General features: G+C 57.5%; 12 protein-coding genes. 7 read left to right on the top strand and 5 right to left on the bottom strand.

Annotated elements, in window-relative coordinates:
* Positions 1 to 30: 30 nt before the first annotated feature.
* From GOW56_RS19415 to GOW56_RS19400, 4 genes are all read right to left on the bottom strand, one after another.
* Positions 31 to 840: an FkbM family methyltransferase gene (locus tag GOW56_RS19415; protein WP_171120421.1), complete on the bottom strand. Its 810-nt coding sequence runs from the start codon at positions 838 to 840 to the stop codon at positions 31 to 33.
* 65 nt (positions 841 to 905) lie between these two features.
* Entirely contained in the window at positions 906 to 2,873 is a 1,968-nt protein-coding gene (locus GOW56_RS19410) for a hypothetical protein (protein WP_171120419.1), read from the bottom strand.
* 224 nt (positions 2,874 to 3,097) lie between these two features.
* Positions 3,098 to 4,438 carry a sensor histidine kinase gene (locus GOW56_RS19405; protein ID WP_171206913.1) on the bottom strand — a complete coding sequence of 447 codons (1,341 nt, stop codon included), beginning with the start codon at positions 4,436 to 4,438 and terminating at the stop codon, positions 3,098 to 3,100.
* Complete coding sequence (locus GOW56_RS19400; RefSeq protein ID WP_171120414.1) at positions 4,428 to 5,093, bottom strand: response regulator transcription factor; 666 nt, start codon at positions 5,091 to 5,093, stop codon at positions 4,428 to 4,430. Before GOW56_RS19400 ends, GOW56_RS19405 begins: the two co-directional genes overlap by 11 nt.
* Before the next feature lie 157 nt (positions 5,094 to 5,250).
* Between GOW56_RS19400 and asnB the strand changes: the two genes are divergently transcribed.
* Complete coding sequence (gene asnB, locus GOW56_RS19395; RefSeq protein ID WP_171206912.1) at positions 5,251 to 7,197, top strand: asparagine synthase (glutamine-hydrolyzing); 1,947 nt, start codon at positions 5,251 to 5,253, stop codon at positions 7,195 to 7,197.
* A 15-nt stretch (positions 7,198 to 7,212) separates the two neighbouring features.
* Here the strand turns inward: asnB and GOW56_RS19390 are convergent, their stop codons facing one another.
* Positions 7,213 to 8,697, bottom strand: a complete 1,485-nt coding sequence (locus GOW56_RS19390; protein WP_224859183.1) for an NAD(P)/FAD-dependent oxidoreductase — start codon at positions 8,695 to 8,697, stop codon at positions 7,213 to 7,215.
* 652 nt (positions 8,698 to 9,349) lie between these two features.
* Between GOW56_RS19390 and rfbF the strand changes: the two genes are divergently transcribed.
* The 6 genes from rfbF to GOW56_RS19360 all read left to right on the top strand — a co-directional run bounded on the left by rfbF (position 9,350) and on the right by GOW56_RS19360 (position 15,836).
* Positions 9,350 to 10,123 carry a glucose-1-phosphate cytidylyltransferase gene (gene rfbF / locus GOW56_RS19385; protein WP_171120408.1) on the top strand — a complete coding sequence of 258 codons (774 nt, stop codon included), beginning with the start codon at positions 9,350 to 9,352 and terminating at the stop codon, positions 10,121 to 10,123.
* Positions 10,105 to 11,190 carry an NAD(P)-dependent oxidoreductase gene (locus GOW56_RS19380; protein ID WP_217358843.1) on the top strand — a complete coding sequence of 362 codons (1,086 nt, stop codon included), beginning with the start codon at positions 10,105 to 10,107 and terminating at the stop codon, positions 11,188 to 11,190. Before rfbF ends, GOW56_RS19380 begins: the two co-directional genes overlap by 19 nt.
* Entirely contained in the window at positions 11,187 to 12,419 is a 1,233-nt protein-coding gene (locus GOW56_RS19375) for a class I SAM-dependent methyltransferase (RefSeq protein WP_171206910.1), read from the top strand. Before GOW56_RS19380 ends, GOW56_RS19375 begins: the two co-directional genes overlap by 4 nt.
* Positions 12,419 to 13,297 (top strand): NAD(P)-dependent oxidoreductase, encoded by an 879-nt coding sequence (locus GOW56_RS19370; protein ID WP_171120404.1) that lies wholly within the window; start codon positions 12,419 to 12,421, stop codon positions 13,295 to 13,297. The genes GOW56_RS19375 and GOW56_RS19370 overlap by 1 nt, the downstream gene beginning before the upstream one ends.
* Positions 13,294 to 13,695 carry a GtrA family protein gene (locus GOW56_RS19365; protein ID WP_171120402.1) on the top strand — a complete coding sequence of 134 codons (402 nt, stop codon included), beginning with the start codon at positions 13,294 to 13,296 and terminating at the stop codon, positions 13,693 to 13,695. Before GOW56_RS19370 ends, GOW56_RS19365 begins: the two co-directional genes overlap by 4 nt.
* 104 nt (positions 13,696 to 13,799) lie before the next feature.
* On the top strand, positions 13,800 to 15,836 hold the full coding sequence (locus tag GOW56_RS19360; RefSeq protein WP_171120400.1) for a B12-binding domain-containing radical SAM protein: 2,037 nt from the start codon (positions 13,800 to 13,802) through the stop codon (positions 15,834 to 15,836).
* Positions 15,837 to 15,919: the final 83 nt, after the last annotated feature.

Below are 15,919 nucleotides of genomic sequence, written 5' to 3'. Positions count from 1 at the left end.
GCGTGACATGGTTGATTAATCGGGCCGGGATCAGAACTGCTTGGCAGGCAGCTGCTCGAACGGCAATTTCTCGATCTGATCGAAACGCGGATTGCTTTCGTGCACATAGAACGAGTCGTAAAGCGAATTGCGCACGAAATGATAGCCGTTGGCAAACAGCAGTTCGTTGAGCTCCGGCGTCGGGCGTTCGATTGTCATCGCCAGGAAGCGGTACTTGTCGAAAGGGAAGTTGCGCAAAATCCGTGTCTCTGACCCTTCGACATCCAGGCTGAAATAGTCGATGTCCTTGGGCGCGTTATAGCGGTCGAACACCTCATCCAGAGGCACAGCTTCTACCGTGACAACTTTGCCTTTCTCACGGAACCTAGCCAGCTTCGCGGCACGGCGCTCGGTCATGTTATCGGCTTCATCCACCAGCAGGCTGCTGCGCTGGCCGTCGATCATGAATTCCAGCTGGCCGGGCTCGGGGTCGACCGCCAGCGGGACTGGTGTGGCTGAACGATGATGCCAGTTGATGATCTTGTTGTAATTGACGGGGTTGGGCTCGATCAACAATCCGGTCCAGCCATAATGCTTTTCCAGAGCAAAGGTGTTGGAATCTGAAAACCCGTCCGCAGCACCCAGTTCGACAAAAAAACCATTGCGCTTGCCGTTATAGACTTCGTTGATCACCCACATATCCTGCCCGCGGTCCGAGACCTGTTTGGGCAGGTAACCAAGATTGTTCATGGCAAACCGACGGCTGAAATTCCGAGTGCTGACCACGCCGATATAAGCGAAATAGGCTGGCTTCTGGAGGAGCGGATAGGCTTCAACCAACTTGGTGAGATTCTGCTTCATAAAGTTCTCCACTTAACCGCCCGCTCTTGGCTTTTCGGGCAAAAACATTGTTGCATAGACATCGGCTATCTTAACCCTGCAATTTTCGCGATATCCCACACCGGGTACAGCGTTCCGCGCGTTCCACGTCCGAAAATTGTGTCAAATGGCACGTGATAGACACGCGCAATGCTGATCGGAACGTCGGTGTTTCCAAGGTCGCTTTCGTAAGCTGCCCGATCACGCGCCACCAGGATCCGATCTTCGACCACTTCGCCGATCATGATCTCTCCGTCTTGCAAAGGTTCGGATGCGGGGCGGACGAAATAATCCGCGACGGTGTTGTCCGGTGCCGGCATCCCAGCATGCACATAAACTGACAGCTCACCGGCCATATAGCGGTTTTCAAGCTCGGCCTGTGTCCAGATCGGCGGGAAGGCTTTCTCGAGCAGTGCCTGCACGACGCGCATCTCGTCCAGATCGGGGAACGGGGCGGCCTCGGTCTCAATGACAATGCGATGTCCCAAGTCCCGCGTCTGTGTAAAGGGGCGTAGTGTTTCCGGCCAGCTGATCCATGCGCTGACCGCCACCCCGGCCAAAGCACAGACCAACGCCGGTGCAGGTGCGGCCTGAACCGGGCGCAGGCGCCAGAAAATGATCAACGGAATGACTGCGGCGGGCGCAAAATGATGCGGCAGGATGCGATAGGCCTGAATATAGAAAAACAAAACATAGGCAATAACAGTCAGGGTCAGGGCTTTGGACAGTTTGTCCTGCCACCGCCACGCCAGCAGAGCCAGACCAGGCAATATTCCACAGGGCAGCAGCCAGAACAGGATTCGTCCGGTGTCAAAGATCGTGACGAACCGCAAGCGGCGTAGGATGCTGCCTGTGTTGAACTCACTGGACACATTTGTCAGTCCCGACGACTGCAGCCCCATTTCAAGCAGCGATGCCAGGGCCACGACGCCAACGGCGATCACCCCTCCTGTGATCACCTGCCGGAACGGCAAGGGCCGTGTCAGCAGGAAATAGGAGATCAGAAAGAAGCCAATCAGCAGAATACCGTTCGGCGCGGTCAGCAACGCCAGCGTGGACACAACCGCCATCCAGCCGAACTTCCGTTCGGTAAAGAACAGGATATAGCCCAGCACCCCCGACAGGATCATCGGCTCGCGCGTCATCGGCAGGGCGATATCGGCAAAATACGGATTGTAAGACGGATTGAATGCCATCACGAAGGAAAACAGCAGCAGGGCAGCCCCAAGCCCAAGAACAGAGCGCACATCAGTGCGCCCGTCCGGCGACGCGCGTACAAACCCCAGAATGACCCCAAACAGGATCGACAGGCCAGGCAGATAGGCCAGGCGAATGGAAACTTCATAGGGTCCAAAGAACCGCACAAACCCGGTTTGAAGAAAGGTCTCTGTCATCATTTTCGGGGTTGGATATCCTCCGATTGCACCGGAGTCCGGAGGCCAGAATGGCAGACCTCTGGTTATGAACAACATTGCGTTCAGAAAGCTGTGCGCGCCGTCATCGTTCAGCGCCTCCCAATAGAATTTCGGAGACATCAGCAACAGGACGGCCAGAGGCAGCAGGACCATGCCTGCTATATCCCAGCCTCTGCCCTGAAACACCTTGGGCTCGGAACGGGCCGGAAACAGGTAAAGGCCCATCAGGCAGAGCAGCAGGATCAGCACGATGAAGGCCGTCCCCGTTATCTGAACACCGCTGACAGCCTGAACCAATGCCGCCATGGCAGGGACACCAAACAGGGACAACGTAAATCCCTTGAGCAGCCAATGTTCAAACCGATCTCCGGACGTACGAATTCCCCATGCCAAAATCATGCCCGGGGCCAGAAAAAACGCCGAAGCCGACAAGGCGATCAAGGGAACCCAGATGTAAAGAAACAACGCATCATCCGCCACGAAGTAAGGGGATGCCCCGTCCGCCAACGCGGCTTTTGCAGATATTGTTGCCGCAATATCCTGCCCGGCCAGCAAAAGACCGGCCAACACAATCAGAAACAAAGAAAGGCGCAATATCATCACGTCTTGAATAAACTCGTTAAAACAAGGCAAGCGAAGGTTAACCGGCGAAAGATATCCTGTTTTCTCACCTAATGTCGCTTCATTTGACCAACCAATTCACTGATAACATGTAAGCCTTATCACCCTGCCAGTTTTTTGCCGATCGGGAGAATCGCGCGCATTATGCGACATCAATGCAGCAAATTTTCTCGTATTGATGATCCAACGTGAACAGAAAATGTTCAGGCTTCTATCTTCCCCGGAAGCATGACCGATACTCGGGCTCCTCCCAAAGGTGATGTCCCGATATTGACCGCGCCGCCATAAAGCTCGGCGATATCCTGTACAATCAAAAGCCCCAGACCATGCTCCTCGGTCTCTTCCTGATCACCTCTCTGAACGGGCGCTCCCTGTTTTGCCTTATCCGCTTCCATGCCGGGACCATCATCCTCAATACTCAGAGTGATCATGCCCGGTTCGGGTGCCGTCACTGATATGCGCACATGGCTCTTGGCCCAGAGACAGGCGTTTTCAAGCAGATTGCCCAGGATCTCCTGAATGTCGGCCTCCTCGCCCCAAAAGGTGGTTCCGGCGTCTATGGCGTTTTCGATATGCGGCATCCTGTTTCGGAGTGTGATGCCAAGTGCAAACGATACATCTTCGGCGCAGGCATGCACCGGAGAGGATTTTCCATAGGGGCGTTCGGTACGCGCGCGGCTGAGGTTGCGTTTGATGACACCGGTCATACGCCCCACAAAATCCGTTATCTGATCTCCTTTATCTCCCTCAAGCTCTTCGGCAACGCGCGCCAATGCCGCCAGCGGTGTTTTCAGGCCATGCGCCAGCTCTGCGTTTTTTCGACGGTGTTTTTCGATGATCGTGCCGTTGCGCCAGTGCAGCTCGCGCAGTTCCTCGACCACGGGAACCAGATCGGGGGGCCATTTCTGATCGTCTATGATGGTGTCATTTTTACGCATGACCTTCACGGAATTGCTGAGCCGCTTGAGCGGCATCAGCCCCCTGTTCACGGTGATGTAGACCGAAACCGAAACCACTATGGCAAGACCAATGAAAATCAATGCAATCAGCTTTGCAGCCCGGTTGGTCTCTTCCGTGACATGCATCAGTGGGGCCGCAATCCGGAAGGTCAATGTCTCATCCGGTACCATCCCGGGAAACGCAGCCCGCCTTCCACGCAGAACATCTCCGCCCGGGATTACGAAATTCCCCCCGGCTTCCGGGACGTCCAGAACCCAGCTTTCTGCGGTGACAGGGCCAAGTGACGGGGATTGCAGCAGGATTTCGTCAGACCCGTCACGCGTCAATTGCCAGAACCATTGCTCATTGGTCAGGTCATAATAGCTCGGGCCAACGCTCTCGAGCAGTTCAGCCTGTGCCCCGTCATAGGCGACCCGCCGGGCTTCGATCAACAAATCCTGCCCAAGCAGCAAATCCATTTCGCCGATTTCATGAGCCCGGTAGACCTGAATGCAGATCATGGCCCCGATACCCAGTATGGCGCAGCAGATCGCTATCGTGGCAATCGAAACGCGACGGGGGATCGTAGCCCAATTATGCGTCATCTACCGGAATCCGATACCCATGCCCCCGCACGGTTTCCACCATTCCCGCCGCAGTTTTCCGACGCAAACGTGAGACAAGAACATCGATGACGTTCGATTGCAGATCCATATCCTCGGCATAGATATGTTCGATCAGATCTGCCCGGCTGACAACAGATCCCGCATGTCGGGCGAGATGCTCCAGCGCCCGGAACTCGAAAGCGGTCAGCGATACGCTGCGCCCTTTGAAAAAGGCAGCTTTTTCATCCGGCAGAACCGAAAGATCTCCGACATCGATCGAGGGCGTGCCACGCCCGCTTGCACGGCGCACCAAGGCCTCAAGCCGCGCCAGAAGTTCTTCTGAATGAAAAGGCTTTGACAGATAATCATCAGCCCCGCTGCGCAGCCCGGAAACGATATCGTTCCAGCTGTCACGCGCCGACAGGATCAGAACCGGTGCTGCAACCTTGCGGCTGCGCCATTCCCGCAGGATCGACAACCCGTCCAGCCCCGGCAGCCCCAGGTCCAGCACGATCGCGTCCCAATCCTCGGTCTCTCCCAGAAACAGCGCATCATTGCCGTTTCCTGACAGTCTTACGATATCACCCCGGGCGCGCAGCAAACATTCAAGATCACCGCGCAGCGTATCGTCATCTTCCGCAACCAGTACCTTCATAACCCCTCATACGGGACAAACGGCCCAAACGTGAACATAGCATGACAAGACCCGACATGCGGCGTTCACCCCACCTTTTATATATTTGACCTGATCGGTTGTCGAAAGCGATCCGTTTCAGAACCCAAAATTTAGTTTTAGCGATTTGAGGTGCCGGATGTGCGGTCTGTTTGGAATTTTCCCAGAGGATACAACCTCATCCCCTGATGTCACACGGCTTCGTCAAAGCGGTTTCGCCATTCGGCACCGCGGCCCCGATGCCGGCAATATTCTGAGCGAGCCCGGTCTTGGCCTGGCCCATCAACGCCTGTCTCTGGTTGATACCGACACCCGGTCGGATCAGCCATTTACGGACCCAAGCGGCCGCTACATCCTTGTCTACAATGGCGAAGTCTATAACTTCAGAACCCTGCGCGCTGAACTTGAGGCACTGGGCATCCCGTTCCGCACCACCTCGGATACCGAAGTGGTGCTGCACAGCCTGATCCAATGGGGCGAAGATGCGCTTGCCCGGTTCGATGGCATGTTCGGACTTGCCTTTATCGACCGGCAGACACACCGGGTTCTGCTGGCCCGGGACCGGTTTGGCATGAAACCTCTTTACTGGATGCAAGGCATGACCGAACAAGGCCCCGCCTTTCTGTTCGGTTCAGAGATCAAGGCCTTCGAACCCTGGATAACCCTGAAACCCGATGTCAACTCGATCGCGGCTTACCTGATGAAATTCGGAGGCCCGACCAGCGGCCCGACCTTCTATCAGGGGATCCGCAGCCTGACGCCCGGCACTTACCTGTGGCATGACGGATCGGGCAATATCGACATCGCCTCTTTCTTCCACCTGACCGACTTTCTCGACCTTGATGAGATGACCCGCCTCGATGGCCTGTCGGCTGCCGATATCGTCGATGAATATGCGGATCTCATGCATAAATCCGTGGCCTCGCATTTATTCGCGGATGCACCGGTTGGCGCGTTTTGCTCAGGCGGGGTGGATTCATCCCTGATCGTTGCCATCGCAGCGGCCCAGCACCAGAATATCGCCCTGTTCCACGCCAATGTGAAAGGCACCTGGAGCGAGGTGGACGCCGCCTCGGAACTGGCCAAAAGCCTGAAACTTGATCTGCATGTCATCGAGGCTGAAGAGCAGAATTTCGTCGACATGATCCCGCGCGTAATGTGTCACTACGAATACCCGTTTTCCTATCATCCCAATTGCGCGCCACTGATGATGATCGCCCAGCTCGCGGCGGATTCAGGGATCAAGGGACTATTGTCAGGCGAAGGATCGGATGAGCTGTTTCTGGGCTACCCCTGGCTTGGCCGCAAACGCCTGACAGACGGGTATGAAAGGATGATCAGCGGGTTGGGCTCGGCCATACGCGCAATACCGGGGGTTGGCCCGATCCTGGCACCTGACCGGATGGGAAACATGGAAAACGTCCGCGACATCCTGAATGGTCGCGAGATGGCGCAGGACAAGCGGGCCGTAGCCGACAGCCTGGCACAGCTGCCTCGCAAGTTTCAGGAAAGAGGCCGGCAATGGAGCCTGGATTACATGCACCACCATCTGCGAACGCTTTTGCATCGCAACGATACAATGGGCATGGCTGCCGGGATCGAGGCGCGGTTCCCGTTTCTGGACACACAGGTTGCCCGGTTCGGGATCAATCTGCCGGCACGCTACAAACTCAGGGGCTCTCCGTTCGTTTTCGAAAAGGCACACCCCTTCATCCGCGACAAATGGGTGGTCCGCGAGGTTGCCAACCGCTACATCCCCAACACCCTGAGCCAGCGCATCAAGATCGGGTTCTGGACGACGGTGTTTCAGCGGCTTGAGATCCGGCCGGAATACTTCAGGAACGCCCATTTGGGGGATCTTTTCAGCCTGACCCGGACACAGATGGCGAACACCATCGAAGAGGCCGGTCCGGATCTGCGGCTGCGGTTGCTGCTGACCGAGGTTTGGCTGCGATGCCGGCTGGATCATCAGGATGAAGATCGCGAAATCAACAGATTACGCGATCACGTCAGCATCCGGCCGGACAGATTCCGGCCCCGACCGTCCTCTGCCAACAAACCTGTGGGCGCTGCGGTCCACAGTTGAAGGGCTGCCCCTTCCTCAGAGAGCCGTGCTTTTGCGGACGGCGGATTGCGGCGCCGCCTTTTTCTTGGGTTTGGCTTCAAACTCTTCGTGATAAGAGCGCTCAACATTGACATCCCAGACGTCATGATCCTCGCCCAGAATATTGCGCGCGGCGTACATCGCCGACAGCATGGAATGATCCTGGTTGTTGTAGCGGTGCAGACCATTGCGACCCACGGTCTGGAAGTTTTCCAGCGTCTTCAGCCAGTCGCTGACCGTGTCTAGGGCGTCCTTGTATTCACTGTCATAGACCGGATAGGCCTTGGGCTGCCGGATAACCGCGTGGTCAATGACATCGCTGGCCTTGGCCAGACCCAGCTTTTCAAGCTCTTCACTGGCGAGATGCCTGAGATCCTCGTCACTTGACGACCACAACCCGTCACCTTTCTGGCAGAAATACTCCATCCCGATCGATGCGGTGTTCTGATCTGGCAGCATTTCCGCGGACCAGGCGCGGAAATTCTGGATGCGACCCACCTTCACCTGCGGGCTGTGGATGTAGATCCAGTTGTCCGGGAACGGATCCGCGTGATCCAGGATCAGGGTCACGATCAGGAAATCACGATACCGCAGACGGTCTGCCGCCTCGACAACCTCGGGTGGTGGCGGCGGATCAAAAGCATGGATCAGATCACGAACGGCCATCGAATTGACGAACTCTTCACCCTCCACCCGCTCGGTGTGTTTTTCGCCATCTTCAGTCCAGTGGCGCACATCGATCGAAGTGACGCGATTGCCATCACGGTTCACCTGGATCACTTCGGAATGGGTTTCGACCGATCCGCCTTTTTCCCGGATCAAGTCACGGGTCTTTTCCCACATCATGCCGGGGCCCAGGCGGGGATATTGGAATTCCTCGATCAGGCTGGCGGTGTCATTGGCCCCGGAAATCGCGTTCCAGACCGCCTTGGGCAAAGACAGGTTCTTGATCCGCTGCGCGGCCCAGTCGGCGCGGATTTCGGACGGCGGAATACCCCAGACCTTCTTGGTGTAGCTGTGGAAGAAATGCATATAAAGCCGCCCGCCAAAGCGATTGACGACCCAGTCTTCGAACGTGTCTTCCTGCTGGCGTGGACGAATCTTCCATTTGATGAAGCTGCCGATGATCTTGTAGGTCTCGTAGGGGCCGATATTGCCAAGGGCGTTGAAGATACGCAGCGGGTAATCGTAGAATTTGTTGCGGTAGAAGATGCGGCTCAGGCGTTGCACGGTGATGAAATCATCCCCCATCACCTCGTGCCACATATCCTCGACTTCGCGCACCTTGGTGAAAAACCGATGCCCGCCAATGTCGAAGCGATAGCCTTTGTGCGTTTCGGTTCGCGAGATGCCACCAACCATGTCCGAGGCTTCGAACACCCGGGGAACATGCGTGTCGCTCAGTTTCTGAAGTTCATAGGCTGCTGTCAGCCCTGCTGGACCACCACCAATGACGACAACGGGAACAATATCTTTTTTCAAATGACTAACACCCATACCAAAACACTGACCTAAAGCTACAAGAGGTTATCCGAGATTCACAACAAAATCCTGTCAGTCCCCGAAACGGACCCTCTGCGTTTTGAGGTCCCTTCCTTCTGCACGGAACGATCAGCCGCCAGGTTTGACGCGCGGCACCCACGCCCTTGTCGGTAAACCCGCGGCAGACCAAAACCGGATCACCTGTGTGAAACCTTTGCTCTTTCACACTGTCTGAAGCAGTATGTACTTTCCTCAACGGCCTGAATCCTAAAGATGTTTTCTGACTGACGCAGCACGGCCCCAACGCCCCTTCCGGATGTGAAGGCAACATGGGACACGCGCAACTCGGGTGCGGCGTATTCCACCGACAATATGACCGCTTTTAAGGACCACCTCTGTGATGTCCTTCACTGTATCGACAGGCCATAAGGGCGCATCAACAATGTCGCGGCTTCGACCGCATTGTGTATGGTTAAGCGCCACAGCAGCGGGAAATTCAGCACCTCACGACTCGTCGCTTTGTGAATCTTGACAGGGTGGCAACGCTGCCGTCCTAATGCGTGCGAATGTTTGCAGTAACTCAGATGTCACGGGTCTGGGTTAAAACGAGTAAATTGGTAGCCAGTCTCGTTGTTAACGAGGGAGCGATTTTATGAAGTGCGTTATTCTGGCCGGCGGCTTAGGTACCCGGCTCAGCGAAGAAACCGTCAGGATTCCAAAACCCATGGTCGAGATCGGAGGAAAACCGATCATCTGGCATATCATGAAAATTTATGCCGCCCATGGCATCACAGACTTCATCGTCTGCCTGGGCTACAAGGGATACGTCATCAAGGAATATTTCGCGAATTTCTTCCTGCACAGCTCGGACGTCACGATCGATCTGGCCAATGGCGGGCTTGAGATTGCAAACAGCAAATCGGAGCCCTGGCGGGTGACGCTGGTCGATACCGGCGAGGACAGCCAGACCGGGGGGCGGCTGCGCCGTGTCATGCATCTGCTCAAGGATGAAGAGGCCTTTTGCATGACCTATGGCGACGGGGTCGGGAATGTCGATATCAGTTCGCTGGTCGCGTTCCACAAAAGCCACGGCAAACGTGCCACGCTCACCGCAGTCGTGCCACCGGGGCGTTTCGGCGCGTTGGAGCTGGCCAGCGATCAGATCGAACGTTTTGCCGAAAAACCGGGCGGTGACGGTGGTTTTATCAATGGCGGGTTCTTCGTGCTGCATCCTTCGGTTGGTGATCTGTTGGACGGGGACGGCGCAATCTGGGAACGCGCTCCGCTTGAAACGCTGGCCGCAGACGGCGATCTGATGGCGTTTCGCCACAAGGGATTCTGGCAACCGATGGATACGCTGCGCGACCGCCGTCAACTCGAAGCCCGCTGGCAGGAAGGCAATGCTCCATGGAAGGTCTGGGAATGACGCTGGGTTCCGCTCCGAAAATCATCCTGCTTGGCAATCTGGGCTATATTGGTCCGGTCGTGGCAGCGGCCTTGCGGAAATCCTATCCCAACGCCAATCTGATCGGCCTTGATCCCGGGTTTTTCTCGGACCGGCTGACCACGCATGATGCGTGGCCCGAGCGGGTTCTGAACCAGCAGATCATCGCGGATATTCGCGATATCGATGCGTCACTGTTCCAGGGGGCGGATGCGATTGTTGCACTGGCGGCCATCTCGAACGACCCGATGGGTGCCCGGTTCGAAACAGTCACCACGGAAATCAATCAGGATGCCATCGTGCAGGCCGCTCATCTGGCCGCCGAAGCCGGGGTGTCGCGCTTTGTCTTCGCCTCCAGCTGTTCGGTCTATGGTTTCGCCGAAGGCGATGCCAGATCCGAGGACGCGCCCCTGAACCCGCTGACCGCCTATGCCCGCAGCAAAATCGGGACCGAGCGCGCGCTGGCGGCCATGGACACGCCGGGGATGCTGCGTACAGCGCTGCGTTTCGCCACCGCCTGCGGGCCGTCACCCCGGCTGCGGCTGGATCTGGTGCTGAACGATTTTGCCGCCTGTGCGGTCACCGCTGGCAAGATCACGGTGCTGAGCGACGGCAGCCCGTGGCGGCCGCTGATCGACGTGCGCGACATGGCCCGAGCCATCGACTGGGCCATCACCCGAACCGAGGATGCCGGAGGCCAATGGCTGGCGGTCAATGCCGGGTCGGATGTGTGGAATTATCAGATCCGCGATCTGGCGCAGACCGTGGCCGAGGCGGTCCCCGGGGCCAGTTTTTCGATCAATCCCGACGCCTCACCCGACAACCGTTCCTACAAGGTCGACTTTTCGCTCTACAAACAGCTGGCACCCGAACATCAGCCGGTTCAGACGCTTGAAGGCACCATCCGGGATCTGCTGCAATTGCTGAACGACATCAACTTTGGCGATGCCGATTTCAGGTCATCTCCGTTGATGCGGTTGAAAGCGCTCGAAGAGCATATCCGCAGTGGCACGCTGAGCGAGGATCTGCGCTGGAGGATGCCGCAATGACACACCCCGTTTGCCGGAGCTGTGGCGCAGCCCTGACCCAGACGCTGGTCGATCTGGGGCTTTCGCCGCTGGCCAATTCCTATGTCCCGCCCGAGCGCGCGGGCACGGCCTGTCCGCGCTATCCGCTGCATGCCTGGGTCTGCAACGACTGCTATCTGGTACAGGTCGAAGACGCCGTACCGGCGGATGAGATCTTCAATGCCGATTACGCCTATTTCTCGAGCTATTCGGACAGCTGGCTGGCCCATGCCAGGGCCTATGTCAAACAGATGGTCGACCGGCTTGATCTGGGACCGGATGATCTGGTGATCGAGATCGCCTCGAATGACGGGTATCTGTTGCAGTATTTCGTCGAGAAAGGCATCCCCGTTCTGGGGATCGAACCTTCGGGCAGCGTGGCGGCGGCAGCCGAAGAAAAAGGCGTGCGTACGCTGGTCGATTACTTCGGCGAGGCGCTGGCCCGCAAGGTGGCTGCGACCGAGAAACCTCCGGTGCTGATCGCATCGGCCAATGTGCTGGCGCATGTGCCTGACATCAACGATTTCGTCGCCGGGATCGCCACGCTTCTGACCGGCGATGCGGTCTATACGGTCGAATTCCCGCATCTTCTGAACCTGATCAGAGAAGTGCAGTTCGACACGATCTATCACGAACATTACTCCTATCTGTCGCTGCTGGCGGTGGAAAAGATCTTTGCCAAGGCGGGCCTGCGCGTCTTTGACGTCGAAGAACTGCCCACCCATGGCGGTTCGCTGCGGGTGTTCGCCTGCCTTGAGGGTGCCAGCCATCCCGAAGGGCCCGGTCTGGCCAAGGTCCGCGCGGATGAGGCTGCGGCGCAGTTCGACCGGCCTGAGGGCTATATGAATTTCACCATTCAGGTCGAAGCGCTGCGCGACGGATTGCTCGCCTTTCTGCGCGAAGCAAATGCCAAGGGGGACACCATTGCCGCCTATGGTGCCGCCGCCAAGGGCAACACGCTGCTGAACTATGCCGGAATCGGCCCCGACCTGATCTCTTACTGCGTTGATCGCAACCCGGCCAAGCAGAACACGCTGCTGCCCGGCAGTCATATCCCCGTACATGGGGTCGAAGCCCTGCGCGAGACGCCGCCGGATTACGTGCTGATCCTGCCCTGGAACATCCGGGACGAGGTCATCGGGCAACTGTCCGACCTGAAGGCGCATGGCACCCGGTTCGTGACCGCCGTGCCGGAGGTCAGGATCAGCTGATGGCACGGGTTCTGCTGACCGGCGCAACCGGATTGATCGGACGCGCGACAGCCACGGCTCTGACAGAGGCGGGCCATGAGGTGGTGACGCTGGGCCGCAACCCGGCAAGCGACATCCCCTGCGATCTGCTGAACCCCAACGCCACCTCAACAGCCCTTGAAACAGCCCGCGCCAGTCATCTGGTGCATCTGGCCTGGCATGACGGGGCGCGCGACCGCTGGACCTCTGGGGCCAATCTGGACTGGATGGCCGCCACATTGCATCTGGTGCGGGAATTCGCGCGTACAGGCGGCCAGCGCGCGGTCTGCGCCGGAAGCTGCGCCGAATATGACTGGTCGGTGCCGGAGCTGACCGAAACCAGCCCTCTGCACCCCCGCACCCTTTACGGGGCGGCCAAAGCCGGAACCGGGCTGGCCCTTTGCGCGGGGCAGGACGCGCTTGGCCTGTCCCTGGCCTGGGCCCGTATCTTTTTTGTTTACGGATCGGGCGAACCGCCGGGGCGGTTGTTCGGCGACCTGATTTCGAACCTCAAAGCGGGCCAACCCGTAGATTGCACCGATGGCCTGCAGGAGCGCGACTTCCTGCATGTCGACGATCTGGCACGCGCCTTGTTACGCGTGCTGAAAACTGATGTAACCGGCCCGGTCAATGTCGCCAGCGGCACTGCAATCCCGGTCCGGGATCTGATTGAAGAGGTTGCGAAACAAATGTCCCACCCTGATCTGATCCGGCTGGGTGCGATCGCCCGAGCAGCAGATGACCCGGCCCGGCTGGCAGCAGATGTGGGTCGGTTGCGGCATGAAGCCGGCTTTGTACCGCAACATGACATCACTTCAGGCGTGGCCGACATTCTTAGATCCGAAGGGGCGCAAACATGAAGAAACTGCTTGTACCCCGAAAAAAGTCTTTCATGCGCTTCGCTATGGTGGGCGTGCTGAACACGGCGTTCGGCTATGCGCTCTTCACCATTCTCAGCTTGTCTGGCTTACCCCCACAAGTCGCGCTCGTTATCTCGTTTTCCGGTGGGGTTCTGTGGAATTTCATGACCCATGCGCGGCTTGTGTTCGACACCAGAGGTTTGGGTCGGTTGCCCTTTTATATCCTGTCCTATCTGGTGGTTTATGCATTCAATGCCCTATCGCTGGAGGGCCTGTTGTCCATGGGGGTTCAACCAATCACTGCGCAGGGGATAATCGTCCTACCGGCCGCAGTCTTGGCCTTCATCCTGATTTCCCGGGTGCTGACAGATCGCTTTCCCTGGCAACAGGAGGTGTGAAAAATGCTCAAATATAATATTCTGGCTCAATAGCCACTGACGACCGAACTGACCATGGAGTCTGAAATTTGACATAAGTACTGTACCGCGAGGATAGTTAACTAATGCGTCTTTACCTTGCCGATCTCGGCCATAACCTCGTTACTGCAACATCGGACACCTACCCCTTGGGTGTCGGAAATCTTGCGACTTTCGCCCAGGCCTATGCGAAAAGCCCGACAGCGATCGAGGTCGCGATCTTTCGTGATCCGAAAGAGCTCAAGACGGCCATCGACACGGCCGCCCCGGATGTGATCGGTTTTTCCAGCTATTCCTGGAACCACCATCTGGCCCTGTCCTTTGCCGACTATGCCAAGGCAGTGAACCCCGACAGCCTGACCCTGATGGGTGGCCCCAACTTTCCGTTGACCGAAGACGAGCAGGACAGCTGGATCCGGACCATGCCGCAGATCGACATGCATGTGCGTGGCCCCACGTATGAGGGCGAGCGCGCGTTCCTGAGCACGCTGCAACGGTTCATCGATGTCGGTGCCCGCCGCGAAGGCATGTGGGAGGAAGCCGTCGATGGCGCGCTTTATGTGCACCCTGAAACCGGAGAGATTTTGCGCGGGGACGAACCGCCCCGCATCCGCGATCTGGATGAAATCCCCTCGCCCTATCTGGCCGGGCTGATGGACAAGTTCTTCGACACCGGCCTGTTTGCACTGATGCAACTGGCACGGGGCTGCCCGTTCACCTGCGCATTCTGCAATTCGGCGGTCAAATCGAATTCGAAGGTCTTCCGCCATTCGTTTGAACGCACCAAGGCCGATCTGGATTACATCGTCGCCCGCATCAACCATGCCAGCCCGCTCTGTTTCGCGGACGACAATTTCGGCATGTACGTGCAGGACGAAGAGGTGGCCGATTACCTGGGCCATCTGATGGAACGGTACGACTGGCCGAAATACATCCGGACAACCACGGGCAAGAACCGCGGCGACCGGATCATCAAGGTAATGCGCAAAGCCAAGGGCCGGTTGCCGATGACCTCGTCGGTTCAGTCTCTGAATCCGGAAGTTCTGAAGAACATCAAACGCGACAATATCAGCCTGGACACCTATGCCGAGGTACAGCAGGAGCTGCATTCAAAAGGCATGCAATCCTATGGCGAGCTGATCCTGTGCATGCCCGGTGAAACCCGGGAATCCTTCATGGATGCCGTCGATCAGCTGATCGAAACCGGCGTCAGCCGGGTCGCGGCGCACCAGTTGATGCTGCTGCACGGCGCACCGCTGGCCAACCCCGACAGTCGCGAGAAATTCGGCTTCAAAACCCTCCATCGCGTGGTTGCCCGATGCCTGGGCAAATATACCGGCCCAACCGTGGTCGAGACCGAGGAAATGGTGGTCCAGTCCGAGAATTTCTCGTTCCAGGATTATCTGGACACCCGTGTTTTCCATCTGCTGCTGACAATCTTCTATTACGAAGACAATTTCGAAGAAGCCTTCCGGCTGGCGCGCTCCCGCGGCATCCGACCCTTCCTGATCGTCAAGCATATGCAGGACATTCTCGATCAGGCCCCCAAACCCTTCCGGGATGCGGTGGCCGGTTATCTGGAGGAAAACCAGCAGGAGCTGTTTGAAACCCGCGCCGATTGTGTCGCCTGGGCGCAGGAAAATTATGATGATCTGATCAGCGGCGAATTGGGGGGCAATCTGCTCAGCAAATATTCGATGATTGGCCGGTTCATCGTGCTGGACGAAGCACTTGATTTCCTGAAACGGGCCATCAGCGACCTTCTGGACAAGGATGACCACGAAGCGCACGAAATGCTCGGCACGATCATCAATTACTACAGCGCCGTGATGCTGCATGTGCCTTTCTCGGAAACCCTTGAACACGAACCGGTCTGGAGCTCGTCCTTCGATCTCGAGGCTTGGCGGAATTCGGGATATGAGGGCGTGCTGCAGGACTATCAGTTCGATGCGCCCCGCGAATTCCAGACCCAGGTTGATCAAAGGGTGAAAGCCACCCTGCTGACCCGCATCGAGACCTTTGGCGAACATGCTTCGGGGCTGGGCCGGTTCACCCGGACGATGTTTGCCAAGGATTTCCGGCGCAACTTCGTACCGAGTGAAAATCAGCACGCGGCCGAATAGGCCCGTGGGCCTATTCGCTGTCTCCCAGATAGACAACCTTACGCCCGGGAAAGGCTGCGATGATGGCTGCGTTCTGCTCAGGT

Source organism: Ruegeria sp. HKCCA0235A (assembly GCF_013033235.1).
Classification (GTDB): domain Bacteria; phylum Pseudomonadota; class Alphaproteobacteria; order Rhodobacterales; family Rhodobacteraceae; genus Ruegeria.
This window is presented reverse-complemented; position numbering and strand designations above follow the sequence as displayed.

What these genes read in the sequence shown, in the direction of transcription:
- asnB (WP_171206912.1), top strand. Translation starts at nt 5,251, where the DNA reads ATGTGCGGTCTGTTTGGAATTTTCCCAGAGGATACAACCTCATCCCCT.
- GOW56_RS19365 (WP_171120402.1), top strand. Translation starts at nt 13,294, where the DNA reads ATGAAGAAACTGCTTGTACCCCGAAAAAAGTCTTTCATGCGCTTCGCT.
- rfbF (WP_171120408.1), top strand. Translation starts at nt 9,350, where the DNA reads ATGAAGTGCGTTATTCTGGCCGGCGGCTTAGGTACCCGGCTCAGCGAA.
- GOW56_RS19360 (WP_171120400.1), top strand. Translation starts at nt 13,800, where the DNA reads ATGCGTCTTTACCTTGCCGATCTCGGCCATAACCTCGTTACTGCAACA.
- GOW56_RS19410 (WP_171120419.1), bottom strand. Translation starts at nt 2,873, where the DNA reads ATGATATTGCGCCTTTCTTTGTTTCTGATTGTGTTGGCCGGTCTTTTG.
- GOW56_RS19375 (WP_171206910.1), top strand. Translation starts at nt 11,187, where the DNA reads ATGACACACCCCGTTTGCCGGAGCTGTGGCGCAGCCCTGACCCAGACG.
- GOW56_RS19405 (WP_171206913.1), bottom strand. Translation starts at nt 4,438, where the DNA reads ATGACGCATAATTGGGCTACGATCCCCCGTCGCGTTTCGATTGCCACG.
- GOW56_RS19370 (WP_171120404.1), top strand. Translation starts at nt 12,419, where the DNA reads ATGGCACGGGTTCTGCTGACCGGCGCAACCGGATTGATCGGACGCGCG.
- GOW56_RS19415 (WP_171120421.1), bottom strand. Translation starts at nt 840, where the DNA reads ATGAAGCAGAATCTCACCAAGTTGGTTGAAGCCTATCCGCTCCTCCAG.
- GOW56_RS19400 (WP_171120414.1), bottom strand. Translation starts at nt 5,093, where the DNA reads ATGAAGGTACTGGTTGCGGAAGATGACGATACGCTGCGCGGTGATCTT.
- GOW56_RS19380 (WP_217358843.1), top strand. Translation starts at nt 10,105, where the DNA reads ATGGAAGGTCTGGGAATGACGCTGGGTTCCGCTCCGAAAATCATCCTG.